The organism is Streptomyces sp. NBC_00212 (assembly GCF_045206365.1).
In the GTDB taxonomy this organism is placed as follows: domain Bacteria; phylum Actinomycetota; class Actinomycetes; order Streptomycetales; family Streptomycetaceae; genus Streptomyces.
This window is the reverse complement of record NZ_CP108115.1, coordinates 4,224,080-4,246,647: the sequence shown is the minus strand read 5'-3', so window position 1 is coordinate 4,246,647 and position 22,568 is coordinate 4,224,080. Positions and strand designations below refer to the sequence as shown.

The following is a 22,568-nucleotide window of genomic DNA, read 5'->3' as shown; positions in this document are numbered from 1 at the left end:
CGCTCCGCTGGGGTGCGGGTTGTTCGGCTGCGGGCGGCTCACGACGGCCCGCAGTTGATCAACTGCACCGCCGAGAGCGCTAGTTCGTGCCGATCTTCGCCAGAAGGTCCACGATGCGGCCCTGCACCTCACCGCTGGTGGACCGCTCCGCGAGGAACAGGACCGTCTCGCCGGACGAGAGCTTCGGGAGCTCCGCCTGGTTGATGCCGGCCGAGGTGTAGACGACCAGCGGGGTGTGGTTCAACTGCCCGTTGGCGCGCAGCCAGTCCACGATTCCGGCCCGTCGACGGCGTACCTGCATGAGGTCCATCACGACCAGGTTCGGCCGCATCTGGGCGGCCAGGGTGACCGCCTCGGAGTCGGTGCCGGCGCGGGCGACCTGCATGCCGCGCCGCTCAAGCGTCGCGGTCAGCGCGAGCGCGATCTCCTCGTGCTCCTCGATCAGCAGGACGCGGGACGGGTGCTGCTCGCTGTCGCGCGGCGCGAGGGCCTTGAGCAGGACGGCCGGGTCGGCGCCGTACGCCGCCTCCCGCGTCGCCTGCCCGAGCCCCGCCGTGACCAGGACGGGAACCTCGGCCGCGACCGCCGCCTGCCGCAGTGACTGGAGCGCGGTACGGGTGATCGGGCCGGTCAGCGGGTCGACGAACAGCGCGGCGGGGAACGCGGCGATCTGCGCGTCGACCTCCTCGCGGGAGTGCACGACCACGGGCCGGTAGCCGCGCTCGCTCAGCGCCTGCTGGGTGGAGACGTCGGGCGCGGGCCACACGAGCAGCCGGCGCGGGTTGTCGAGCGGCTCGGGGGGCAGCTCGTCGTCGACGGGCTGCGGCTGCGGCCGGTTGGCCACCTCGACGGCGCCGCCGGGCCCGTCCAGCGGCTCGGGCCCCTCGGCACCCTCGTCGGGCGCTCCGATGGCGTACGCGCGGCCCCGGCCCTCCGAGGGAGGCGAGGGGAGTACGGGGTGCGGCCGGGCGGCCGGTTCGGCGGGGCGCTCGACGCCCTCGGGGGGCGTGCCGAGCTTGCGCCGGCGCCCGGAACCGAGCGAGCCGCCGGAGGTCTGGCCCGACGGCTGGCCCGACATCTGGGCCGACGTCTGGGCCGATGTCTGGGCCTGCGTCTGGCTGAACGGCGCATTCTGCCCGAGCGCCCGCACACTGAACGCCCGTCCTTGTGTGTCCCCGCCGACGACCGGGATGCCTCCGGGCGGAGTCTCGGCGGGCAACGGCTGCCGAGCGGGCCTGGCGGGCGCGGACTTGGGCGCGGGCTGGTTCTGCGGCTGGTCGGCCTGGGCCTCGTTCTGGTTCTGCGGCGGTACGGGACCTGCCGCACCCGGCACCGGAACCGCGCGGGCCGCCCATTCGGGCTGCTCGGCGGGGTGCGGCTGAGGCGGGGTGTGATCGGCCACGGGATCGCCGGGGGCGGGGTTGTTCCGGGTGGCGGTGTTCGGACCCGGCCCGGCCGGAGTGGGGTGCGCCCCTGTGGACCCGGCGGGGGCGGCACCCATGTGCCCGGCACCTGTGGGCTCAGCACCCATAGGGCTGGCACCCATAGGGCCGGCACCCATAGCCCGAGCCCCCGTGGGCTCAACATCCATGGCTCCAGCGCCTACAGGCCCGGCACCCATGTGCTCGGCCAACCCCATGTGCCCGGCACCTACGTGCCCCGCACCTACCTGCCCAGCCTCCTCCACAGTCCGTGCGGAACCGGCAGAAGGTACGAAGCCGAGCCGACCCTGTGCGGCAGCATCAGCCGCAGTATCCGGGGTCGGGGTCGGGGTCGGGATCGAGGTCGGGTTCGGGGACACAGGAGCCGGACGCGGCGCCCGGTCGGCATCGGCGGGCGGCAGCGCGAACGCGGTCCGCACCGAGCCCTCCTGCCCGTTCGCGGCGCTGCCCCCGGCCGGCGCGGCGCCCAGGGCTCGGCGGGCCCGGCGCCCGGTCGGCTCGGCGGCGTTCTCGGCGGGGCCGGAGGAAGGGGCGGCCGGTGGTGCCTCGCTGGAGGCAGGCGCGGGCAGCGCACGGCGGGCCCGGCGACCCGTGGCCTCGGTGGGCACCCCCTGCGGCGGCACGGTCTCGCCCAGCGCGGCCCGGCCCATGCCGGACGACTCGCGGGCGCTCTCCGCACCGGTGACGACGGAACCTTCAGCGGCCTGCCCCAAGGGCTGTCCGGCTGCGCGCCCGACGGCCTGCTCAGCGGGACTGGGCCGCCCACGACGCCGCCCGGACCCGGAGGGGCCCGCGGCCGCGCCCCCGGAACCGGAAGCACTCGCGCGTACGCCCGCACCCTCGACGGACTCGGTGAGCCCACCGGTCCCGGTGTTCTGCTGACCCGGAATCCGGGCTCGTTCCCCGTCGGGGCCGTCGCCCTCCCCGGCACCGTCCGAACCAGAACCGGCAGGGGAACCGTCACCAGACCCAGACTCAGACTCAGAACCGACCCCGGCCCGAGCCCGCCGCCGGCCGGTCGGGGACTTCTCCTCGCTGACCGGGCTCTCCAGGAACGCGTCCGTGGACGCCCGCCGGGCCCGCCTGCGCCCGCCGCCGTCCTGCTGGGCGGGCAGCAGCGCCTCGTCGGGCTGCGGGGCCGCGGGTGCCTCGACCGTCCCGGCGCCCGCGCCGAGCGGCACTTCGAGCACGTACGCCGAACCGCTCATGCCCGGCACGTCCACGGTCTGCAGGACGCCGCCGTGCGCCTTCACGATGCCGCGCACGATGGGCCCGTGCACGGGGTCGCCCCCCGCGTAGGGCCCGCGCACCTCGATGCGTACGACCTCGCCGCGCACCGCGGCCGCGACGACCACGGTGGAGTCCATGTAGCCACCGGCGGCGACCGGCGCCTTGCCGGTCGCGTCGACGCCGGCGACGTCCGCGATCAGGTGGGCCAGCGCGGTCGCCAGGCGGGGCGCGTCGATCTCGGCCTCGATGGGCGGGGTGTGCACGGCGAACTGGGCGCGCCCCGGCCCGATCAGCTCGACGGCGCCGTCGACGCCGGCGCCGACCACCGAATCGACAAGGACCTTGGCCTTCTTGAGCTCTTCGCTGCCCGCGTCGAGCCGCTGGTAGCCGAGGACGTTGTCGACGAGCGTGGTGATGCGGGAGTAGCCCGCGGCGAGGTGGTGCAGGACCTGGTTGGCCTCGGGCCACAGCTGGCCCGCGTCGTCGGCGGCGAGCGCGGAGAGTTCGGCGCGCAGTTCGTCGATCGGCCCGCGCAGCGAACCGGCGAGCACCGAGAGCAGCTGCTGGTGCCGGGCGGCGAGCGCGTCGTAGCGCGCGGTCTCCCGCTCAAGGACCTCGGCGTGCTTGGCGGCCTGCTCCTCGTACGGGCGCCGGTCGGTGAAGGTCATGACGGCGCCGACGAGCAGGTCGCCGTCGCGCACCGGCGCGGTGGTCAGGTCGACCGGAACCTGGGTGCCGTTCTTGGTCCAGATGACCTGCCCGCGCACCCGGTGCTTGCGCCCGGACTTGAGGGTGTCGGCGAGCGGGCTGCCCTCGTACGGGAACGGCTCGCCGTCCTCGCGCGAGTGCAGCACCAGCGGGTGGAGTTCCTGCCCGCCGAGGTCGCTGGCCCGGTAGCCGAGGATCTGCGCGGCCGCGGGGTTGACCAGGACGACCCGCCCGTCGGTGTCGGTCCCGACCACGCCCTCGGCCGCGGCCCGCAGGATCATCTCGGTCTGCCGCTGCGAACGGGCCAGCTCCGCCTCGGTGTCGACGGTGCCCGAAAGGTCCCGTACGACCAGCATGAGGAGTTCGTCGCCCGAGTACGAGCCGGGCCCGCCGCCGCTTCCGTAGGAGGCGTACGCGTCCCGCCCGTCCTCCAGGTTGGCACTGGTCACCTCGACCGGGAACTCGGTGCCGTCGGTGCGGCGCGCGATCATCCGGGTCGGCTTGGTGCGGCCCTGGTCGTCCTCGCTCTCGGGCCGGCGCATGGAGCCGGGGATGAGCTTGGAGTCGAAGGTGGGCAGCAGATCGAGAACTCCCCGCCCCACGAGCCCCGTACCGGGCGCCTCCAGCATTCCCAGCGCGACGGTGTTGGCGTTGACGACCGTGCCGTTGCAGTTGACGAGCAGGAGCCCGTCCGGAAGGGCGTCAAGTATGGCTGCGAGGCGAGCAGCGCCTCGGGATGGCCTGCTGCTCACGACGACGCTTCCTCCCTGAACCACTGCACCTTGCGGCCTGTCACTGGGAGGGAGTCTAAAGGCTGGCGATGCGCGAGCGACGGCGGATGAGGGGGAGCTCTCACCAAGGTTGTGTGACCAAGGGGTACGCGCGGTGGGCGTACGGGGTCCCCTACCTGGCGCTCGGCAGCACCGGCACCAGGTTGTCCCACCGCGAGATCTCGCACCCATTGGCACGGCTGTACGTCGCGTCCACGGGCCGCCCGGCCCAGCTGCCGGTGATGTGCGCGGTGGCGGGACCGCCGTAGAGCATCGTGCAGATCCGGTCCTTGGGCACCGGCGCGAAGAGGTCCTTGCCCCAGGTCGTCACGGAGTCGAGTTTGTCGCAGGCCTGCTGGCTCCGCGGATGACTCCCGCCGGCGGGGTGGCACTCAAGCGTGTACTTCCCCTCGACACCGGGGTCGTGCTCGACGGTGACGGTGAGCCGGTCCTCGGTGTGGCCGTCGCCGAGCAGGGGCAGCGGGACAGGCAGGGGCCCGGCGGAGGCGGCGGGCGCGGCGGCGAGCGCGGTGAGGGAAGCGGCGGCGGTGACGGCGAGGCGGCGCAGCATGGGTCTCGTATCTCCAGGCGTATGGGCGGACTTTCGGCGGACGGTTCGGTCCCCCGGGGGGTCTCCTGAGGCTCCCTGAAGGCTCCAGGGGTCTAACGCGCGTCAACGCCCGGCGTTGCGCCGCAGAACGGCTTTGCTCTGGTGCCCACCTGCCTAGTACCGTGGGGTGCGATTGGTGACGGCCCGCAAGGCTGTGTCATCATCTGCACGCACCACTCGCGCACGCGACGGTGTGCTGGAGGCGTCGCCTAGTCCGGTCTATGGCGCCGCACTGCTAATGCGGTTTGGGTCTTAAAGCCCATCGAGGGTTCAAATCCCTCCGCCTCCGCAGTTGACCAGGGAGTTCGTACCAAACGGTGCGGGCTCCCTGAGTCGTTTCCGGGGACGATTCAGTGCCCAGATGGCACGGTGTTGGCACCAACAGCCGAAACCCTGCCCTGGCGCGGGATGAACGCCGAGATCTTGCGTGTGGCATCCTCGGCCAGCTCCTCGGCTACGACGGCATACACGTCCTTCGTGAAGGCCACCGAAGCGTGCCCAAGCACCTCGGATACGAACTTGTCGTCGACCCCCGCAGCGATCAGCATCGTCGCCGCACCGTGACGCAAATCATGGAAGCGGATCGGCGGCAGCGTCATCCTGAGCGCCGCCTCGACGGATGCCTCACTCGTCCGGTACTTCCGAGCGATCCGCTCGACCGACCACTTCTCTGCGGCCCTCGCGCGGATGTTCGCGTACCGCTCGATCAGAATCCGGAACCGACTCGACAGGTACTCCGCCTTCAGCGCGGTGCCGTCCTCGTAACAGAAGACGCGCCCCGCATCCTGGTACAGCTCACCCCACCGCAGCCGCTCTTCAAGCTTCCGCTTGTGCCAAGCCTTCAGGACACGGACGGTCTCGTCGTCCAGCGGGATCTGCCGGTACCCGGCCTCGGTCTTGGTGTCGTCCAGTTCGTCGTCTGACTGGGCCTGAAGGACGTGAAGCCGGCGCCGTGCCAGGCTGAGATCCTGCTCTTCGGCGCCTACCAGTTCGCCGCGCCGCGGCCCGTAGTAGGCATCCAAGTGGAACGCCGGATAGAGCCGTTCGCCGGAAGCCTCCGCGAAGTCGAGGAAGGCGCCGCACTGATCCGACGACCAGACCATGACCTTCGCGGGGACGACCCCGGTCTTCTCCCACTGCTCGACCCGCTCGGCCGTCCACAGCAGTGGCTTTGCGCGACCCTGCTTTCGCTTCCCGCCCTTGGTCCGCCAGACCCCGTCGGCGGGATTGTCGGTCCGGATCTTCGAGAGCTTCGCGGCGTCTGTCAGCGCGCCATGGAGCACGGCGTGTACGCGCCGGATGCGCGACTCCGAGATGGGGCGACTGTGAAGCCGTTTGCCGTGCCGGGTGGCCCGTACCTCCTGCAGCCGGCGCAGCACTTCGGTCCGCTCCTCGCCCTCCTCGGGCCGGTTGATCTTGCGCATGGCCGCGTACAGCTCACGGATGTGTTCGTCGCTCAGGTCGACGAGCTTGATGTGACCGAGCCCGGGACTCAGGTACAGGTCGATGGCTTCGCGCTCGGAGACGAGCGTGCTCTTCTTCAGGCCCTCGCCGGTTTCGGCCTCGGATGTCCGCCAGGTGTAGCGGCGTTCGAGGTACTGGCCGAGCGTCGTTTTCCGCTCGTCGTGCGCCTTCGGATTTGAGGCCGTGCCCAGCACTTTGCCGAGCCCTTCCTTGCACTCTCGTTCCGTATCGAAGGGGCCGATGCGGGGCTGGCGTCGGCTCCCCTCGGCAGACTTCGGCGCCTCGTACCGGGCGTACCAACGGCCGTGCTGCTTCTTGCTCAGCTCCGGGCACTTCTTGCCGAGCAGCCGCTTCGTCTCCGGATCCCTGCATGAACACGCCTTGTACGGCTTCATCAATCCCCCTTCGGTTCGTCCTTCGCGGTCTGGTCTCCGCCCTCACTGCGGGCGGCGAGGGCTTCCTGCAGTTCCTCCAACTCGATACCGAGGGACTCGTACCGGCGGCGCGCCATCCGGACCCGCGCCGCTTGAGCTGCGCGATCGACTCCCGGTTCCGGAGAGGCCAGGTCCTCCACAAGCTCCGAGAGCTGCTGCGCAATACGCACCACCTGACTGCCCGCGGCACGCCGGAGCTCAGGCGGCAGCGTCTGGGTCACGTACTCCGCCTGGAGGCGGTTGTACTCCTGCTCACGTTCGTATGCCTCTGTTGTGGCTGCGGGGTCGGTATCAGGGCCTGTCAGACGGGCGCTCACCGGCTCCCAATCAACGGCCGTCCGTCGCCCCGTCGCCCAGTGCCAGGCCGTGCGGCTGGAAACGCTGCATTCCTTGGTCAACTCGATCTGCTCCTCGCCCGCCTCCGGGGGGAGAAGCAGCGCAGGCATGCCCACGTTCAGAACCACGGAGAGCGCCGCCAAATCATCTGCGTCGACCCTTCGCTCACCGCGTTCGATGCGCCGCAACCCCAGAACAGGGATCGGGCGCCCCGTGTCACTCAAAAGCTGCGCAAGCTCGACGAAGGTGAGCCGCTTCGCCTCCCTGATGCGCTTGAGGTTCTTCCGCACGCGCTCGCCGGTTGGTCCGAGGGGGTTCTTCTTCTCATCAGCCACGCGGGCAGCATCGCATCAAGATGATGCTTGCACAAGGCACACAGGATGCCCTTGACGCACGTTTCGGATCCGGTGCAAGATGGCTCGCGTGACAGATCAAATTGATCGTTCGAGCGGTGGAGGCTGCGCGGATCGGATATCAATTCCGGATCCCGACAAGACCCCCACCATCACGGTTCCGGTAGCGGCCCGGATTGCTGGCGTCGCCCGGCGCACCGGATACGCCGCGGCAAAGCGGGGTGAGTGGCCCGTCATACGCACGGGGCGCGCAGTCCGCGTGCGTACTCGGCCGTTCCTCGCGCTCTGCGGGTTTCCCGATGAGGGGACGGCCTGATGACGGACTGGACGCGTCAGGCGATCGAGGCTGAAGGGCCGACCACGGTTGTCCCCGTCCTCGCTTCGATCCTCGGCGTCGACAAGGACACGATCTACGACTCGATCCGCCGCGACGACTGGACCATGACGCGGGTCCTGCGCATCGGCCGCCGCGTCAAGATCCCGACCGTCGACATCGTCACGTACCTGTTCGGCCACGCCGCGCCTACGCCGGACGATGCATCTCCGTGCCATCTCGCCGGATCGCAGCAGGTCACGGCATGCGCAACGGGCCCCCAACCGCAGTCTCAATGCGGTTGCACCCCCTCTGTTACGGGGGTCGTCCACCACCTACGAGGCGCATAGCGCGCAGCCCCCAGCAGGACGGCATCCCGCCGGGGGCCAGACGCACCCATCCACACACGACGAAGCCCCGCCTCAACCACCACAGCCGAGCGGGGCTTCATTCCAGAAAGGTTCGCCATGCCTATCGTGGCACACCCCCCGGACTCTGCGCCCCCGGAGCCCCCGACCGTCCCGGTCCGCTTCGACTACGAGCAGTTGCTTCAGGCCGACAAGCTCACCACGGCCGAGCTGCAGTACCTGATCGACAGGGAAGGCCGCAATTCCGGGCCCGGACACCTGGCCGAGGCCGTCAGTGACGGCAAGATCACGAACGAGACCGTGGCCGCGCTCATCGGACGCGTCTGGTCGAGCGCCGAGTTCCCCGACCGGCACCTCGACCGCGACAGCTGGCGGTGGCTGTTCGGCCTCGCCGGATTCACGGTCGACGGCAAGCCGGCGCCCCGCCCCACGAAGCCGATCGTGCTCTGGCGCGGGACCGTACCGGAGCGCCGTACCGACTGGTCCTGGTCCACCGACCGGGCTGTCTCCGAACGGTACGCCTCCGGGGGCCTCAACTACCGCCCGCCCGGACGCCTGTACACCGTGCTCGCCCCGCCCGCGGCGCTGCTGTGCGCCAACACCGAGCGTGGCGAAGCCGAGTACGTCATCGACACCCAGGGCCTCGACATTCGGGAGATCCCGCGATGACCGGCCGCCGTCCCGCGCCGGACCCCCCCGCCGCGGCGGGGGCGGCGGCCCCGTGCTCCAACACCCGTACCCGTAACGCCCCGCGAGGCGCGGCCCCCGCCGCTACGCCCTCCCTCGCCCCTCGCGAAGGACAACGAACGTGACCACGAACACCGCCGAACCCTCCGGGGACGACCCCGAAGGCAAGCACAACCACCCCCTCGCCACCGCAGTACGAGGGAACGAACCCCAGGTCCCCGGACGGCTCGACACCTACTTGTCCCGGTCGAAGTGGTACCGGCAAGTCCGCGTCGAAGCCTGCCCCAAGTGCGGGCACCCCCACCTGCACCGCGCCCCCCTCCCGCTCGTCCGCAGCGTCCGCAAGACCGCACCCTGCGGTCAGCTGTACGTCGTCGTACTCCGACCGACGGCGGTGGCTGCGTGAACGCTTGGCTGGCCGCCCCCGTCAAGATTCCTGGGCAACTGCATGACGCAGCCCTCGCCTACGCGTCTCTCGGGGTCAAGGTGTTCCGAGTCCGCCCGGACAAGGCCCCGTACCCCAACTGTCCCCGGTGCAGGCGGCCGACGCCGGAGAAGCCGAACCCCCTGTACATCGAGCACCGCCCCGAGCAGTGCCGCTGTGACGGCAACGCTTGTCACGGGTACTACGCCGCGACCACCGACGTCGACGTCATCCACCGATGGTGGACCGACGAGCCCGACGCCAACATTGGCGCCCCCTGCAAGCTCAACGAGTGGGCGGTCCTCGACATCGACCCGCGGCACTCCGGCCACCGATCCCTGTGCGTACTGGAAGAGCGCATCGGAGTCCTCCCCGGCACGGTCATGCAGATCACTGGTGGCGACGGGCTGCACATCGTCTACCGCAGCCCCGGCGTGAGCCTCCCCGGAACGCTCGGTCCCGGCCTCGACGTCAAGCACAACGGCTACATCCTGCTAGCCCCGTCCGTGCACAGCAGCGGGCGCCGGTACCGATGGTCCGGCGACGAACTGTTCCGCACGCCCGAGGTCCCCTGGCCGGCCACCCTCACGCCCAAGGCTGGGAGGGTGGTATGACTACCTCCGAGGAGGTCCAACAAGGCGTTGACGCCGCCCTGGCGAAGCTCGAAGGGCCGCCCCCTGCCGCCGTCGCAACGCCGCTCCTGCGAGTGGTCAACGGTACGGCTGACGCCTACACCGCCAGGGCCGTGGCGGACGAATGCGCGGCAATCGCGAACGCGCCCCACGGCGACCAGAACAACACGATCAACATTGCTGCGTTCAACATCGGCACCCTCGTTGGGGCGGGCGCCCTGAGTGAGGGCGAAGCGCGTGAGGCGCTCCTCGCCGGGGCTCGGGCAGGGAACCACCCGGATGGCCGGGCGCTGCCGACCATCGAGTCGGGACTGAGCGCGGGCGCAGCGCAGCCTCGGTCCCCTTGGCCGCCCGCGTCGGGACGAAATGATCGGAGGACGGCGCGGTCGGAGGTCGTGGCGCCACAGAAGCCGGACGATGGAAATCCGGCTCACCCTCCAGAGGAAGAAGCGGAGGCTCCCCGGCAGCTCATTCTCACGCCTGCTTCCAGCATCAAGATTCGACCGGTGCGCTGGCTGTGGGACACCACCCCGCAAGGAGCCTTGCCGACGTCGCACGGCCGGATTCCGCTGTACTCGATGGCTATCGCCGCCGGCGGCCCTGGCCTCGGCAAGTCACAGTTCGCTGTCTGGCTTAGCGCCCGCATCTCGACCGGGACGCTGCCGGGCGAGCTCTGGGAGAAGCCGCGGAGCGTCATCTATGCGGCCACTGAGGACTCCTGGACCTACACCATTGCCCCGAGGCTCGTGGCGGCTGGCGCGGACCTTGAGCGCGTGTTCCGTGTGGACGTGCGCGACGACGAGAAGCTTCACGCCCGGCTGACACTCCCCGTGGACATCTCCCTCCTCGGGAAGACCGCCGAGGCGTACAGCGTCGGACTGGTGATCGCCGACCCCCTGCTTTCGCTGATCGACAAAGGCATCAACGACTACCGGGCCGCCGAAGTCCGTGAAGCTTTGGAACCCCTCGTAGCTGCCGCTGACCGCCACCACTTCACGGTCCTCGGGCTGGCTCACTTCACCAAGAGTGGCTCTGCCGACCCACTATCGCGCGTCGCCGGATCCGGCGCATTCGGCCAGCTCATCCGCTCCCTCATCGCCTTCGCCAAGGAAGACGGCGAGGACGGTGCAGACGACCGGTTCGTGATGTCGCTGGAGAAGAACAACCTCGGCCGACTCGGGCTTCCCTCGCATGAGTACGTGATCCAACCGGTCACGGTCGACACAGACGAAGGACCGTCCTACGTCTCCCGTTTCGTACTTGGACCTGAGACGACGACGTCCGTTCGTGAAGTGATGAGGGAAGAGCACGTCCCCGCCGGTGAGCGGATGGAGAACGACGAGGTCCGCACGTGGCTCCGTGACTTCCTTGCTGACCAAGGAGGGTCCGCTGACTCCGCCGAAGTGATCAAAGAAGCGCGTAAACAGCAGTACAGCAAGTCCTCGGTCTACCGGGCCCGTTCCAAGCTCGGCCTGGTCACTCGCCAGTCTGGGTTCGGGAAGGCCAAGAGCTCGTTCTGGCACCTGCCTGAAGCCGCCCCGACAGGGTCTGCGGACAGCTCTGCCCGTGCGCACTGACATTCATGGGAAGTCTGGGAAACATGGCGCTGACCTGCGGTAACGCGACAGGGCTCGGCTGGGAAACATGGGAATCATGGTGGGAAGACTGCGGCGTCAATCTTCCCGCAGTCTTCCCAATCTTCCCGCCAATTTTTTCAGCGAATCACCGCAGGTCAGCGCCAATATTCCCAATCTTCTCATCAATTCCCCTTTACGTAGGAGTCTCAATGAACATCCGACCCGACGCCATCACCAAGGGCGTCGCCGACGCCTTCGACTTCTGGCTCAGCCAGCACGACGTCACCACACCCGAGCTCATCCAGGCGGGGATCAAAGACGCGATGGATGCCTGGCTCGCCGACCACGCCACCGAGCTGATCGACGCCATCGCCAGGGCCGTGGCAGACAACGCCACGTCATCACGGTGAGGTCCTGCATGAACGTCGACGACATAGTCGCGGCCAAGGTCGAGGCCGCCCTCGCCCGCATCGAGGCCACGAAGCGCCGCCGTGCCGCCCTCGCCGCCGCCCGCCAGCGCGGCCTCGCTCACCGGCACGCCGCCAAGCTCCGACATCTTGCGAGGGTCACCGCGCCCCCCCCCGCACCCGTGGGGCAGAGCCCCAAGGTTCAGCCCGACCGGGGGGATACGCACCCGGTTGCCGACCCAACCGTGACCGAGACGGTCACGACTGACACCACCGAGGAGACCGTCATGACTGAACGCACTCTCACGCCAGGCGTGCTCACCGCGCTCACCGACGACATCCACAACCACGGATACGCCATCGTGCAGACCCGCATCGAACGCGTCCCGCCCGGCTACCGCAGCACCCGCTGCGACGAAGGCGGCCCGATTTGGCAGAAGCTGAACTCCGAGCCGGATGGATGCCCCCGGCCCGCCACCCTCGTAACCCTCGCCGTGGCGGAGGTCGTCAACGAAGACAACGGCGCGATCGGCTTCAGCTTCGCAAGGGACGGCGCTGACGAGATCGTCCGCATCACAGTCTGCGACACCCATCGATGCCAGGCGAGCCACGACCTGTACTACGTGCTGACAGGCCGGGCACGCACGGACGGTATCCGCGCGTTCGACATGCCCGGCCAGCACCTGAGTTGGACCTGACGACACCGGCCGGGCCCGCGGATATCGGGCCCGGCCACCCGCCCATCTTCTCAGGCTTCAGCCCGACCCTCCCACCCCGAAGGAGACGCCATGACAGCGTCGAGCAGCGCGCCAGGCCTTGACAGCCGCTACTGCGGAGCCCAGCGCAAGCAGCAGCCCGGACCGTGCACCCGGCCGGCAGGCTGGGGCACCGACCACGCCGGGGCTGGCCGCTGCAAGCTGCACGGCGGCTCCACCCCGAACCAGAAGGCCAGCGCGGCCCGGCAGCACGCCGAGGCAGAAGCCCGTGCCGTCCTCGCCGAGCTCGGCGTCGCGCCGGTCGAGGACCCGCTCAAGCAGCTGCTCGCCCTCGCCGGGCAGGTGCTGGCCTGGCAGAAGGCGACCGCGGAACTCGTCAACCGGCTGGATGCCGTGCGCTACCAGTCCGCCACCGGATCCGAGCAGATCCGCGCCGAAGTCGTCCTGTACGAGCGGGCCATGGACCGGGCCGTGGCGGTCCTCACGGCGATAGCCCGTCTCAACATCGAGGAGCGGCTGGCGGCGATCGGGGAGCGGCAGATCGACGTGTTGGTCCGTGCCGTCGAGGCCGCTCTCGCGTCCGTCGGGATTCGGGGCGAGGACGCCGTCGAGGCCAAGAGGATCGTCGCCCGGCATTTGCGCGCGCTGGATTCTGCCTCACCGTTCGAGAGCCGCGAGTCGTGACTGCTTCGCCCCGGGATGGGCGCCCGGCTCCGATCCTCCTGCACGACGGGATCGCGGTGCCCGGGGAGTTGTGCGCGGAACTCGCCTCCGCTCTGGCCCTGTTGAACGACTTCGTGCGGGGTGCGCCCCCGCCGGCCAGTTGCCGGGCCCAGCGTCTGTCGCGTCCTGCTGTGGCGGTGATGCTCGCGGCCCGGGACGCGGCGGCCCGCCATCAGGCCCGTGAGCATGCGCGGCAGGCTTGGGCGCCCCCAACGCCCGTGACTGCTGAGGTTCTTGGGACTGCCCAACCGGTGTCAGTGTCGGGGGTGGAAGAGCTGACCACAGCTCAGGCCGCCGACATCGCCGGGTACTCCCCGGAGTGGTGGCGGCGCCTGGCGGTCCGCGGCACGGTACGGGCCCGTCAGGACTCGCGCCGTACCTGGCTGCTGGCCCGAGCGGACGTGGTCGGCTACGCAAACCGTGCCCGGCAGGAGAACACCGATGGCATCCACGGCGACCAGGACACCGCCCGACCTCGACGCCAAGCTGGCTGACGCCCGCACCGAGGCCGAGAAGATACGCGGCGAACTCAGTTCAGCCGAGCAGGATCTCGCCGCTGCGCTCGAACGCGAAGACTTCCGTGCCGCCGACGAGGCGAAGGCGAGGGTGGAGGCGGCTCGTGTGCCCATGGCGCTCGCCGAGGCCAACGTGCAGGCCCTCCAGGGCGCCATGGCCGCTCTGGACGCCCAGAGGCAGCAGGCCCAAGCCGCGGCGCAGCGCCAGGCCCGGCAGGAGGCCGCGCAGCGCACCCTCGAAGCTGCGACGGCCACCGAACGGGAAGCTGAGGAGACCGCTCACCGGTGCATGGCCGAGGTGACGGCCGGCCTGGAAGCGATCCGCGCCGCCCTGGTCACCGCCAAGGCCGCCGAGCAGACCGCGCACGGCGCCCGCCGGGAAGCCAGTTCGGCAACGGCCGAGCTCACAGACACCGCGGCCGTTCTCCACGTCCCCATGCCGTCCTGGGCGTCGGCCAGGATCGAGCGGTCGGCCGTGCTTTGCGCGATCCTGCGCGGCCGGGACCTGTAGGCACCAAGACCTGCGCGCCCGGCGTCAAAGTCACCCCGCTGTCTATCGGTGGTGCGGTGTTTTCGGCCCGCGTCTCACCAGCAGGGAGCCAAGGCAGCCCCGTCCTGGGCGGCCTGCGCCGGGCGCGCACCCATCCCCTGTTCCACCTGTCCGAGGAGGACGTCATGTCGAAGCAGCCCAGCCGGACCCTGATTTACGAGGTGGCGCCGGCCACCGACGCCGAGTTCGCTCGTCTCCGGCAGGAGGTACTCGCCAGCCTGTGCGCACCGAAGCGGGTCACGGCGGAGGCGGCCTCCGAACCCCCGACCCCCGCGCCTGCAGAGGACGCGCCGGCGCCGATGTGGACGCTGCCACCTCAGGAGTTCAGCGCGATAGCGACCGCGGCCCTGTGGCCGCAGGCCGATCACCAGTGGGTGCCCCGGCCGCCGATGACGCTTGAGCAGTACCTCAAGGACGGCATCTGATCGCCATGGGTGCGATCAGGGTGGACAGGTACGAGCCGCGGCGCTGCGACCACTGCTATGTCGAGTTCGCCCCGGCGCCGCGGCATCCGGGACAGCGGTTCTGCTCGCCGCGCTGCGGGCAGGACTGGAGTTGGCAGCAGACGAAGCTGCGGGCGCAGGCCGAGCGCCTCGCCGCGATCGTGCCGCACCTGACCGGTCCGGAGCGCGAAGTCTGGGGCAAGGTCGAGCGGTTGCTGAAGCTCAACGTCTCGGTACGGGAGACACGCAAGCAGCGCCGCAAGCCTGCCTAGGACCGGACGGACGTGTGATGGCGGCCGAGGGTCACTCCGCCGTCACGGTCCGGCAACAACGGCGCGCGCTCCGTACACAGTTGCCACTCTGGCCGCAGGCAACATCCGCACTGCCAAGGGGGCCCCGTGCGCCGATTCATCCTGCCTATTGCCGCCGTCCTGCTGACCGCCGCATGCAGTAGTGGCAACACCGTGAACGCCCCGCCGGCCTCGTCGGCGGCCCCGGCTCGGATGCCCGTAAAGAGCCACAGCTCGGCGAACCCCGCCCACAGTGCGCCTCGTACAGCGAAGCCGAAACCGTCCGCGTCGACGAAGGACTGCCCGCCCACCCGGGACGTCATCGTTTGGGCCAAGGTGCCCGACGTGCCTGCCAGTGCACAGGAGTTGGGGGACTACAACGCGGCGACGTGCGAGTCCACGTTCACGTGGCTGGAGCAGACCTCTCCGAAGGAGGCCGGCGATTGCCTCGAAGCGGCGTGGGCGAGTGACAACCCCGGCTACAACGTCGACGCCGAACCGGCGAAGCGGCTGAAGAAGGTACAAGTGGCCGTCGGCCCCGCCTGCTGAATTCGGCTGTGCCCGCGCCGGTTACGCTGCCGCCGCCGTGGCCGAGTGGCTGGGGACCAGGGGAAGCTGGGGGGACACGTGAACAAGTGCACGACCGTGAAGGGCCAGCCGTGCCGGAACCCTCTGATGGGGTGGTACGGCTTCGGCCCACACCCGGGAGTCTGCAAACCGCACGCCACGGCCGAACAGGCGGCGGCGTCCACAGACCTTGGACGTCCCCCTCGACGTTGCGACCGCGGACCTGGCGGCAGTGTTCCCCGAGGTGTCCATTACGCCGCAACGACTCATCTGCGACCACATGAACGGGTGGGTGGCCAAGATCCGTGGCACGAATGAGAAGTACGTGTACGCGCGCACCTTCCTCTCGCGCCACGGCGAGCCCTGGGGCTGGCCGCTTCTCGGCAACGGCCTGTACGAGTGCCGAGAGATTGGCCCGCATAGCAAGTTCTCGTGCTTCTTCGTGGTCAAGGGGATGTTCCGCCGCAGGGTGCAGCTGGTGACCTCGGAGCAGGCCGCGCGGATGGCTGGCCGGATGGGGCCGAAGCCCTCCGAGTGATTGAGAGCCTCGCAAGCTGGCCCCATGGCTGCTGCGCCCTACCATCGGCGGATGCTTCTCGCTGTCTCCTGGAGCCACCCGCCCGCGTGGGGTGTCTTGACCGTCGCCGCCCTCGGCTTCGCACTGTCGCTGGCAACGACCGTCCGAACATTCTTCCGTGACCGGCGGACGGACCGGAGGACTGATCCTGAACAGTTGGCGGCATGGACGGGCCCGCACGTTGACGACTGCGAGTTCGTCCAGGAACTTTGCGCGAAAGACGAGTGGGTGTCCCATCACGCTCACTCGGTGCTGATCCGTAACGGTGGGAAGCAGCCCGCCTACAACGTAGGGATAGGCATCACGGGCGCAGCCGGAGCCATTGAGGGCGAGTCGGACTACTTGAACATCTCCGTCGGGCTAGTACCTCCGCAGGAGACGGTGCACTGCGAACTGCCCTGCTGGGCCAGGCATCACGAGCAGCATGCTGTGGCGGTGGAACTCGTCTTCACCGATGTCCGGGGCGTGCGGTGGCATCGGGGAGCCGGAGGGCGACTTCGCAGGTATCCGCGGTGGCGTGACCGGCTTACGGGTTCCCGCTAGCCGGTGCGGTCGGTTGAGTGTGCGCTCTCCGCCGGTACGCCTTCTGGCGGCAGGCGGATCCGCAGTAACGCGAGTCGGCCCGCCCGGTGGTGATCGGCTCGCCGCACGTCTCGCACGGCTGGCCGCTCCCCTGATTGCCGTTACGGCTACGCGTTAGAGATGTTAGGCAGGTGGCCGAACATGTCATCCGTCGCAGCAGGGGGTCGGCGTTCCGGACGAACCGCAGGCCGCAGTTCTCGCACGGGGCGGGTCGCATCAACTCCCCACGGCCGGGAACCGCATGCCAGCGGATGCGCCCCTTGTTCCAGTCCGGCACGGGGGTCGGTCCACTGGCGTGGCAGGCCTGGCAGATATGGAACCGCTCAGGCGTCCAAGCGCGCTCCCGCCCGTACCTGGCGCCGCCCTCGACGACGTACACCACTTCAAGGTCTTCCGCGCCGCACTGGCGGCAGATTCCTCTACGCATAGCCGTAACGGTAGCCGGATCGGGAACTCTACGCATAGCCGTAACGGCGTTTGGTTCGAGAACTTTACGCGTAGCCGTAACGCGTGAGGTCCGCGGCGGCCCGGCCTTGACCCCCTAACCGCATAGAGGATGCGGTTGCCTAGCGCTGACCTGCTGATTTAGGTGGTGGTTGGCACCCGTATGGCACGGGAGGCTAGGGGCGGTTTGCTTCCCGGGAGCGCCGAAGCCCCGACCGGGTCCGCACTCCCGGTCGGGGCTTCCGTTCCCGTCTCGCCTCCGAGTTTTCCGGGGGGCACAGGCGAGACGGGTTCAGCCCGTTCCCTGCCGATCGGCGGCGGCAGGGAACGGAGTTCAACGACGGCGCGACGGCAGGAAGCTCTTCTGCGACTCGCGGGTCAGCCCCGCGGCGCGAGCCGATTCCGTCTGCTTGATCGAAGCAGGGCTCAGGTCGCTGGTCCGGATCGTCGCCTCGCTCAGCTGCCCTTGTGGGGCCGGCCGCAGGAACGCGACCCGCTTCAGGTCGTCCATGTCGTAAGTGATGAGCCCGATCCGGCCTTCGTACACGACGTAGTCCCAAAGCTTCACGACTCGGCCCCTCGCAGTTCCAGGGATCCGGCCGCGACCAGGGCGGCCAGCCGAGCCGGATCGCACAGGTCGCCAGGGCGGGTGATGGGGACCGCCCAGTAGCCGTCGATCCCGTTGTCGGGGCCGATGAGTTCGATGGGTGGCACGCCGAGGTAGGTGTCGCAGCCGAGGTACTCCGCGTGCGGCCCGAGTCCCTGGGTCGGTGCGGCTGGAGGCGTGAAGGCGTAGAACCTGCGCGTCGAAGGCGTGTGGATGACGGGCCCGTGCAAGGCGGATGCCAGCACGCGGGTCACGGTGACGGGGAGCGTGCTGGCGGTGACCGCGTACACGAGAGGCTCGGTGAGGCGAACGACTGAGAAGCGGCGGCCGAGGGCGAGCGTGGCAATGCCCCCCTTCCTCCACTGGTCCTTTGCCGCGTGGGGGCGGTTGAGACTGCCCGCGAGCCAGTCGCGGATTGCTTCCCGCTCGGCCTCGGTGAGGGGGTGGGCAAGGGGGATTCCGAGGGTGTCCATGGGTGCCTCCGCCGTCGGCTGCTCGAAACGGCGCGGAATGCCGCCGTGGCCTGCACGGTAGAGAGAGCTTTTGAGTACACGCTCGCCGATTGCGCCGGATTGCGAGTACCCGTGGGGCAGTTCGCGCCGATTGCTTATGCGGGGTGCACCTGGGCTCGGGCTCGTGCGATCAGACGGTGGGCGTGCAGGCCATAGGCGGCTGCTTCGTTGAGTCCGTCCCACACCCGCCCGTACAGAGCGATGTCCTCGGCGGACTCGAATTGCAGCTCCGTGTTGATGGTTTCGACGACGACGCGCTCCTCGTCGAAGATCCAGAATCCGTGTTTCGGGGTCAGATTGAGCGGCGCGCCGAACGGCACAATCCCGAGCTCCACGGTGCTCATCCCGATCAACCCGACGAGGCGATCCAGTTGGCCGGCCATCACGTCACGCGGACAGATCAGGGCATGCAAGGCGCCCTCCCAGACGAGAACCCGGAACAGCTTGCCCGCCTCGTACAGGACTTCCTGCCGCTTCATGCGGGCCTGCACGGCCGAGTCCGTATCGCGGGGCGACTGCATCAACTCGGCGTTCTGGATGAGCAGGTGCCGGGCGTAGTCCGGGGTCTGGAACAGCCCGGGAATGACGGTGGCCTCGTACCCGCGCACGCTGGCCGTGCGGCGGTACTCGACGACGTACCGGTCCTGGACCGGGCGGTGCCCGGCGGAGAGCTGACGGCGCCAGGAGCGTTGCTGCGACTCCAGGCCGCGCAGACGGCTCTTCAGGTCGTCGGCCTGATCCGCCGCACCCGCCGCGTGCGCCCACGCGTCGAGGTCGTCGGCGGTCGCGGTCTGCTTGCCGTTCTCCAGGCGGGACACCTTGGAGCGGGCCCAGCCGAGCCGGGCGGCGATGTCCTTGCCGTTGAGTCCGGCCTCGGTGCGCAGCTCGCGCAAGCGCGCACCGAGGGCGACTCTGGCGCTCTGAAAGTCCGTGCTCACACGGACGAACGTACCTGCGCCCAGACCTCGGCAGTAGGCACTGCACAGCGCCAGGCTGCGTCCCTTGCCCGGCATGCGGCCAGCACTTCGGCGGGTTCCTCGATGACCTCGACGCCGAGGGTGGTGTCGGTGTCGTCGATGTCGAGGCGCACCAGGATGCGGGAGTCGAACAGCCACAGATCGAAGCCGGGCAGCTGCAGCCGCTCGGCTTCGGAGCGGGGCAGGACACGAATGTCCTCGCCGGCCGCGACGTTCCCGGCCGCGGTCGCCATGAGGAACCGCTGCCCATCAGTGGGCGGCTCGTCGATGATGCGGACGCGGGAGAAGCGGGCGCCCTGGGCGGTCCGCTCGCGCACGTTGACGTTCCATGGATGGTCTGGCTCGGGCTGCGGCATGACGCCCTGCATGAAGGCCTGGAAGCGCCGGCCTTGCCGGTCGGAGGCGTAGCCGCGGCGAGTCTCCAGACGGAAGGCGGTGTGCTCGAACTCCGAGAACAGATGGGTGATCTCGTCGAACGGGATCAGGGGTGGCAAGGTCACTCCTTCGGCGCGAAGCGGGTGAGCAGCTCGCGGGGGATGATGACGACGGTCTCGTCCTCTCCGACGTCGCGAAGCTGACCGAGATGTTCAGGGTCGGTGAGCAGCTTGCCTTGAACAGCGACGTCGCCGGTCTCGATGACCTCGTACAGGGTGGGGCAGTTGCCGTGCTCGGAGGTGGTGCCGATGAACCTGAGCGTCATGTCGCCCTCCATCTGCGCTGGTTGGGGAACCAGGATGCGACGGACAGGCCGGAGTCCGCTCGGTGATTGCGACAGATTGCGAATCGGCAGTCGGTCCGCGGCGTTGCGCGCAACCCGGAACGACAAAAAGGGCCCCACCCCGAGGAGGTGAGGCCCTGGTTCATCCGGTACGGGCAAGTTGGCGATTCTTCCAAGTTGGCCGGTTGGCGCCCTACCTGACGGTGCCAGTGAACTTGGGGAATGCGAACTCGCCGAGCTGGTCGCTGCCGCGCTGGACGGTGATGACGACCTTCATCCCGTACTTCTTGTCAAGGATGAACCCGGCGTTCTTGGTCACGGTCACCCCGGGCGCCAGCTGCCCCGTGAGATCATCCGCGCCACGGAAGATCCCCATGGATGCCGCACCGCCAGTCGTTGCACCCTCAGCAAGCAGGGTGATCTTCCCGAGGTCCAACGGCACTTGTTCCCCGTTCTTGACCGTGACGAGGACACGGAATCCGTACTGATCGGCCGTGGGCCGGCTCTCTTCCGAACCGATTGCCGTGAGCAGCTCCAGGCGGGTCACCGAGGCGGCCACCCCGTCCTGCCACGCGAACGTCTCTCCGACCGTTAGATCCGTCTTGCTGGCGCCCTTCGCGCAGTGGTCGATCCAGTCTTGTTGGGTGACTGTCTGCGACGTGCAGTCCACCGACGCGGTAGCGGCGGGGGCCTTCGAAGAAGTCGGGGCGTGCGGCGTGCCACCTCCGCACGCCGCAAGAAGCACCATGGAGGCGGCGCCAGCAACAACCGCAGCGATCCGAATGCGCATGGCCCCTCACCTTCTTTCGGGAACACGCAGAGTCCGGAACGTACTGCCGTGTCGCGCGACCCGCCATCGAACAGGGCGAGTTCGTTACCCAGCGCGAATGCGGCCCCAGCCGTACTCGTCACCGCCCGAGGTCTTGCCGCTGGCAGCCGTCATCGGTTTCCGTCGCTGTAGGTGCGGCGCCCCGTGTTGTGGATCCTGCGGCCGAGGCACAACCGGTATCGCTGCGCCTGTAGATGGCCTGCATCCCGGCGACAACGGGCTAAACACCTTCTGTGACCTTTCAACCCGTTAGTGCCGATATTCTGGCTTTCCATTGCGGAAGCGGAAGTCCACGCCGAATCTGGTGATCAACAGCTCGAACGCAGGGGGTAGTCGTGAGCATGGAGAGCGGATTCACCCGTAATGCGCCCGATGGGCTGAGGCACTACACAGCTGAGGAAGCGGCAGAGTTCCTGCCGGTATCCGCAGCAACACTTCGCCATTGGGCGTATGCGCGAAAAGTCCCCCACCATAAGATGGGTGGCAATCTTTCGTTCAGCGTCGCTGATATCCAAACGATGTGTGCCATGTCTGCGGTCGTGCCAGTTCCGGCCCCTGGGCCCCCGCTCTCTGAGGTGGCGGAGCAGCCAGTAGCTGAAGCCGAGCCTCAGAAGGCTAGTTCGGTGCTTGAGTGCTACTTCACCGTGGACGAGGTGGCCATGGTATTTCGATGCTCCACCAAGCTGATTCGGGACGGCGTGAACCACGGAGGGTTTCCGCATAGCCGGATGGGGCGGCTGCTCTTCAGCGCCGATGACGTCAGGAAGATCTATGAAATGCACCACGTGCCAGCGCAGCCCGGCCGTCACCGAAGCCAGGCGCGGCGGGCAGCGCAGGCCCGTCAGCGTCGCTCCGCAAAGGCAGCGGAATGACGAGTGCCCCGCCGCCCGGTCTGGTCTACATCCGTGACACTTCCGCTGGCCCCGGCATTGCCTCGCGGCTGGGAATCACCTCCAGTACCTACCGCAAGTGGCGGATGCGCGGCGAAGGTCCGGAGACCTTTCGGATCGGGAGGCGCATTGTGGCCAGGATCGGGGCGATTGATGCCTGGATCGACGAGCAGGAGCAGCGGGCGCGGGCGCCGCGATGGGAGGCACGTCCGCCTGAGCCGCGCGGTGGCGCACGCCGAAAGTCTTGAGACCCTGTGCAGGCGAAAGGGGCCTACCTCCGACTCGGAGGTAGGCCCCTTGGCGGTCATCGGGTGCCGTTATAAGTCGGTACGGCCACCGAAGTACTCGGGCACCTTGGCGCGCAGCGTCCTCTCCACTTCCTCGTACTCCCGCACGTGGGACAGCTGGGTGTTGTGCAGCGCGAAGCGGAGGTCCCTGATCAGGTCGTCCAGCTTCAATCCCTTGCCCTCAGGTGCGTGCCTGCGGGCCTCGGCGAGCAGGTCCGCGAAGAGCGAGACCGCGTTGCCTCGGTTCGCCTCCCACAGCCAGGCGAAGACGTTGCCGAACGGGTCCCCTGGGTGGGCGATGCCGCTCTCCGCGTAGCTTCGGGCGAGGTCGATGGCTTCGTGACAGACGAAGCCCGTGAGCAGATAGTCGAACGTGCGTCGTGGCACTTCGACGTGGTCCATGCCGCCCCCTTCGAACTACTGGATGTCGGGCCCATCTTGGCCGTGCTCGGGCTGCGCTAACAGGGCGCGTGCGGTTGGCGAGCGGATGGGGAGGGAGGCGGCGCCAGGGAGGCGGACACCCCGGTTCCGGGGTTCCGGTGGCCTTCCGGTACCGCCTCCCTTGCCTCCCTGATTGGCCATTTGT

26 protein-coding genes and 1 tRNA gene are annotated in these 22,568 nt (G+C 69.1%); 16 read left to right on the top strand and 11 right to left on the bottom strand.

Annotated elements, in window-relative coordinates; all coding sequences use genetic code 11:
* Positions 1 to 79 precede the first annotated feature (79 nt).
* Entirely contained in the window at positions 80 to 4,132 is a 4,053-nt protein-coding gene (locus tag OHA17_RS19480; RefSeq protein ID WP_406507654.1) for a PAS domain-containing protein, read from the bottom strand.
* 151 nt (positions 4,133 to 4,283) lie between these two features.
* Positions 4,284 to 4,721, bottom strand: coding sequence for an SSI family serine proteinase inhibitor (locus OHA17_RS19475; protein WP_406507653.1), 438 nt, complete (start codon positions 4,719 to 4,721; stop codon positions 4,284 to 4,286).
* Positions 4,722 to 4,958: 237 nt separating this feature from the next.
* Between OHA17_RS19475 and OHA17_RS19470 the strand changes: the two genes are divergently transcribed.
* Positions 4,959 to 5,049: transfer RNA gene (locus tag OHA17_RS19470), tRNA-Ser, on the top strand.
* 61 nt (positions 5,050 to 5,110) lie between these two features.
* On the opposite strand, the gene OHA17_RS19465 is transcribed toward OHA17_RS19470, so the two are convergent.
* Entirely contained in the window at positions 5,111 to 6,619 is a 1,509-nt protein-coding gene (locus OHA17_RS19465) for a tyrosine-type recombinase/integrase (protein WP_406507652.1), read from the bottom strand.
* Entirely contained in the window at positions 6,619 to 7,329 is a 711-nt protein-coding gene (locus OHA17_RS19460; RefSeq protein ID WP_406507651.1) for a helix-turn-helix domain-containing protein, read from the bottom strand. The genes OHA17_RS19465 and OHA17_RS19460 overlap by 1 nt, the downstream gene beginning before the upstream one ends.
* A 333-nt stretch (positions 7,330 to 7,662) precedes the next feature.
* On the opposite strand from OHA17_RS19460, the gene OHA17_RS19455 reads away from it, so the two are divergent.
* From OHA17_RS19455 to OHA17_RS19390, 14 genes are all read left to right on the top strand, one after another.
* On the top strand, positions 7,663 to 8,010 hold the full coding sequence (locus OHA17_RS19455) for a DNA-binding protein (protein ID WP_406507650.1): 348 nt from the start codon (positions 7,663 to 7,665) through the stop codon (positions 8,008 to 8,010).
* 126 nt (positions 8,011 to 8,136) lie between these two features.
* Positions 8,137 to 8,697 carry a hypothetical protein gene (locus OHA17_RS19450; protein ID WP_406507649.1) on the top strand — a complete coding sequence of 187 codons (561 nt, stop codon included), beginning with the start codon at positions 8,137 to 8,139 and terminating at the stop codon, positions 8,695 to 8,697.
* Positions 8,698 to 8,836: 139 nt separating this feature from the next.
* Positions 8,837 to 9,121: a hypothetical protein gene (locus OHA17_RS19445; RefSeq protein WP_406507648.1), complete on the top strand. Its 285-nt coding sequence runs from the start codon at positions 8,837 to 8,839 to the stop codon at positions 9,119 to 9,121.
* Positions 9,118 to 9,753, top strand: a complete 636-nt coding sequence (locus OHA17_RS19440) for a bifunctional DNA primase/polymerase (protein WP_406507647.1) — start codon at positions 9,118 to 9,120, stop codon at positions 9,751 to 9,753. Before OHA17_RS19445 ends, OHA17_RS19440 begins: the two co-directional genes overlap by 4 nt.
* Positions 9,750 to 11,348 (top strand): AAA family ATPase, encoded by a 1,599-nt coding sequence (locus OHA17_RS19435; RefSeq protein ID WP_406507646.1) that lies wholly within the window; start codon positions 9,750 to 9,752, stop codon positions 11,346 to 11,348. The genes OHA17_RS19440 and OHA17_RS19435 overlap by 4 nt, the downstream gene beginning before the upstream one ends.
* 209 nt (positions 11,349 to 11,557) lie before the next feature.
* Positions 11,558 to 11,758, top strand: a complete 201-nt coding sequence (locus OHA17_RS19430) for a hypothetical protein (RefSeq protein ID WP_406507645.1) — start codon at positions 11,558 to 11,560, stop codon at positions 11,756 to 11,758.
* 8 nt (positions 11,759 to 11,766) lie between these two features.
* Complete coding sequence (locus OHA17_RS19425) at positions 11,767 to 12,453, top strand: hypothetical protein (protein ID WP_406507644.1); 687 nt, start codon at positions 11,767 to 11,769, stop codon at positions 12,451 to 12,453.
* 90 nt (positions 12,454 to 12,543) lie between these two features.
* Positions 12,544 to 13,155 carry a hypothetical protein gene (locus tag OHA17_RS19420; protein WP_406507643.1) on the top strand — a complete coding sequence of 204 codons (612 nt, stop codon included), beginning with the start codon at positions 12,544 to 12,546 and terminating at the stop codon, positions 13,153 to 13,155.
* 305 nt (positions 13,156 to 13,460) lie between these two features.
* Complete coding sequence (locus OHA17_RS19415) at positions 13,461 to 13,688, top strand: hypothetical protein (RefSeq protein ID WP_406507642.1); 228 nt, start codon at positions 13,461 to 13,463, stop codon at positions 13,686 to 13,688.
* The gene (locus tag OHA17_RS19410) at positions 13,636 to 14,220 is read left to right on the top strand and encodes a hypothetical protein (RefSeq protein ID WP_406507641.1); all 585 of its coding nucleotides are present in this window, start codon (positions 13,636 to 13,638) and stop codon (positions 14,218 to 14,220) included. The genes OHA17_RS19415 and OHA17_RS19410 overlap by 53 nt, the downstream gene beginning before the upstream one ends.
* A 164-nt stretch (positions 14,221 to 14,384) precedes the next feature.
* Complete coding sequence (locus tag OHA17_RS19405; protein ID WP_406507640.1) at positions 14,385 to 14,684, top strand: hypothetical protein; 300 nt, start codon at positions 14,385 to 14,387, stop codon at positions 14,682 to 14,684.
* Between the two features lie 5 nt (positions 14,685 to 14,689).
* The gene (locus tag OHA17_RS19400; protein ID WP_406507639.1) at positions 14,690 to 14,974 is read left to right on the top strand and encodes a hypothetical protein; all 285 of its coding nucleotides are present in this window, start codon (positions 14,690 to 14,692) and stop codon (positions 14,972 to 14,974) included.
* Positions 14,975 to 15,337: 363 nt separating this feature from the next.
* Positions 15,338 to 15,541: a hypothetical protein gene (locus OHA17_RS19395; protein ID WP_406507638.1), complete on the top strand. Its 204-nt coding sequence runs from the start codon at positions 15,338 to 15,340 to the stop codon at positions 15,539 to 15,541.
* 208 nt (positions 15,542 to 15,749) lie between these two features.
* On the top strand, positions 15,750 to 16,097 hold the full coding sequence (locus OHA17_RS19390; RefSeq protein WP_406507637.1) for a hypothetical protein: 348 nt from the start codon (positions 15,750 to 15,752) through the stop codon (positions 16,095 to 16,097).
* 1,399 nt (positions 16,098 to 17,496) lie between these two features.
* Here the strand turns inward: OHA17_RS19390 and OHA17_RS19385 are convergent.
* The 6 genes from OHA17_RS19385 to OHA17_RS19360 form a co-directional block, all read right to left on the bottom strand.
* Positions 17,497 to 17,730: a hypothetical protein gene (locus OHA17_RS19385; RefSeq protein ID WP_406507636.1), complete on the bottom strand. Its 234-nt coding sequence runs from the start codon at positions 17,728 to 17,730 to the stop codon at positions 17,497 to 17,499.
* On the bottom strand, positions 17,727 to 18,242 hold the full coding sequence (locus OHA17_RS19380; protein WP_406507635.1) for a hypothetical protein: 516 nt from the start codon (positions 18,240 to 18,242) through the stop codon (positions 17,727 to 17,729). The genes OHA17_RS19385 and OHA17_RS19380 overlap by 4 nt, the downstream gene beginning before the upstream one ends.
* 134 nt (positions 18,243 to 18,376) lie before the next feature.
* Positions 18,377 to 19,219 (bottom strand): helix-turn-helix domain-containing protein, encoded by an 843-nt coding sequence (locus OHA17_RS19375; protein ID WP_406507634.1) that lies wholly within the window; start codon positions 19,217 to 19,219, stop codon positions 18,377 to 18,379.
* Positions 19,216 to 19,752, bottom strand: a complete 537-nt coding sequence (locus OHA17_RS19370; protein ID WP_406507633.1) for a DUF6879 family protein — start codon at positions 19,750 to 19,752, stop codon at positions 19,216 to 19,218. The genes OHA17_RS19375 and OHA17_RS19370 overlap by 4 nt, the downstream gene beginning before the upstream one ends.
* Positions 19,753 to 19,754: 2 nt before the next feature.
* Entirely contained in the window at positions 19,755 to 19,958 is a 204-nt protein-coding gene (locus OHA17_RS19365; protein ID WP_406507632.1) for a hypothetical protein, read from the bottom strand.
* Between the two features lie 211 nt (positions 19,959 to 20,169).
* Positions 20,170 to 20,766 carry a hypothetical protein gene (locus OHA17_RS19360; RefSeq protein WP_406507631.1) on the bottom strand — a complete coding sequence of 199 codons (597 nt, stop codon included), beginning with the start codon at positions 20,764 to 20,766 and terminating at the stop codon, positions 20,170 to 20,172.
* A 380-nt stretch (positions 20,767 to 21,146) separates the two neighbouring features.
* Between OHA17_RS19360 and OHA17_RS19355 the strand changes: the two genes are divergently transcribed.
* The gene (locus OHA17_RS19355) at positions 21,147 to 21,677 is read left to right on the top strand and encodes a helix-turn-helix domain-containing protein (protein WP_406510763.1); all 531 of its coding nucleotides are present in this window, start codon (positions 21,147 to 21,149) and stop codon (positions 21,675 to 21,677) included.
* 335 nt (positions 21,678 to 22,012) lie between these two features.
* On the opposite strand, the gene OHA17_RS19350 is transcribed toward OHA17_RS19355, so the two are convergent.
* On the bottom strand, positions 22,013 to 22,384 hold the full coding sequence (locus tag OHA17_RS19350; RefSeq protein WP_406507630.1) for a hypothetical protein: 372 nt from the start codon (positions 22,382 to 22,384) through the stop codon (positions 22,013 to 22,015).
* Positions 22,385 to 22,568 lie beyond the last annotated feature (184 nt).

What these genes read in the sequence shown, in the direction of transcription:
- OHA17_RS19475 (WP_406507653.1), bottom strand. Translation starts at nt 4,721, where the DNA reads ATGCTGCGCCGCCTCGCCGTCACCGCCGCCGCTTCCCTCACCGCGCTC.
- OHA17_RS19465 (WP_406507652.1), bottom strand. Translation starts at nt 6,619, where the DNA reads ATGAAGCCGTACAAGGCGTGTTCATGCAGGGATCCGGAGACGAAGCGG.
- OHA17_RS19455 (WP_406507650.1), top strand. Translation starts at nt 7,663, where the DNA reads ATGACGGACTGGACGCGTCAGGCGATCGAGGCTGAAGGGCCGACCACG.
- OHA17_RS19435 (WP_406507646.1), top strand. Translation starts at nt 9,750, where the DNA reads ATGACTACCTCCGAGGAGGTCCAACAAGGCGTTGACGCCGCCCTGGCG.
- OHA17_RS19430 (WP_406507645.1), top strand. Translation starts at nt 11,558, where the DNA reads ATGAACATCCGACCCGACGCCATCACCAAGGGCGTCGCCGACGCCTTC.
- OHA17_RS19425 (WP_406507644.1), top strand. Translation starts at nt 11,767, where the DNA reads ATGAACGTCGACGACATAGTCGCGGCCAAGGTCGAGGCCGCCCTCGCC.
- OHA17_RS19420 (WP_406507643.1), top strand. Translation starts at nt 12,544, where the DNA reads ATGACAGCGTCGAGCAGCGCGCCAGGCCTTGACAGCCGCTACTGCGGA.
- OHA17_RS19410 (WP_406507641.1), top strand. Translation starts at nt 13,636, where the DNA reads ATGGCATCCACGGCGACCAGGACACCGCCCGACCTCGACGCCAAGCTG.
- OHA17_RS19405 (WP_406507640.1), top strand. Translation starts at nt 14,385, where the DNA reads ATGTCGAAGCAGCCCAGCCGGACCCTGATTTACGAGGTGGCGCCGGCC.
- OHA17_RS19400 (WP_406507639.1), top strand. Translation starts at nt 14,690, where the DNA reads ATGGGTGCGATCAGGGTGGACAGGTACGAGCCGCGGCGCTGCGACCAC.
- OHA17_RS19380 (WP_406507635.1), bottom strand. Translation starts at nt 18,242, where the DNA reads ATGGACACCCTCGGAATCCCCCTTGCCCACCCCCTCACCGAGGCCGAG.
- OHA17_RS19365 (WP_406507632.1), bottom strand. Translation starts at nt 19,958, where the DNA reads ATGACGCTCAGGTTCATCGGCACCACCTCCGAGCACGGCAACTGCCCC.
- OHA17_RS19360 (WP_406507631.1), bottom strand. Translation starts at nt 20,766, where the DNA reads ATGCGCATTCGGATCGCTGCGGTTGTTGCTGGCGCCGCCTCCATGGTG.
- OHA17_RS19355 (WP_406510763.1), top strand. Translation starts at nt 21,147, where the DNA reads ATGGAGAGCGGATTCACCCGTAATGCGCCCGATGGGCTGAGGCACTAC.
- OHA17_RS19350 (WP_406507630.1), bottom strand. Translation starts at nt 22,384, where the DNA reads ATGGACCACGTCGAAGTGCCACGACGCACGTTCGACTATCTGCTCACG.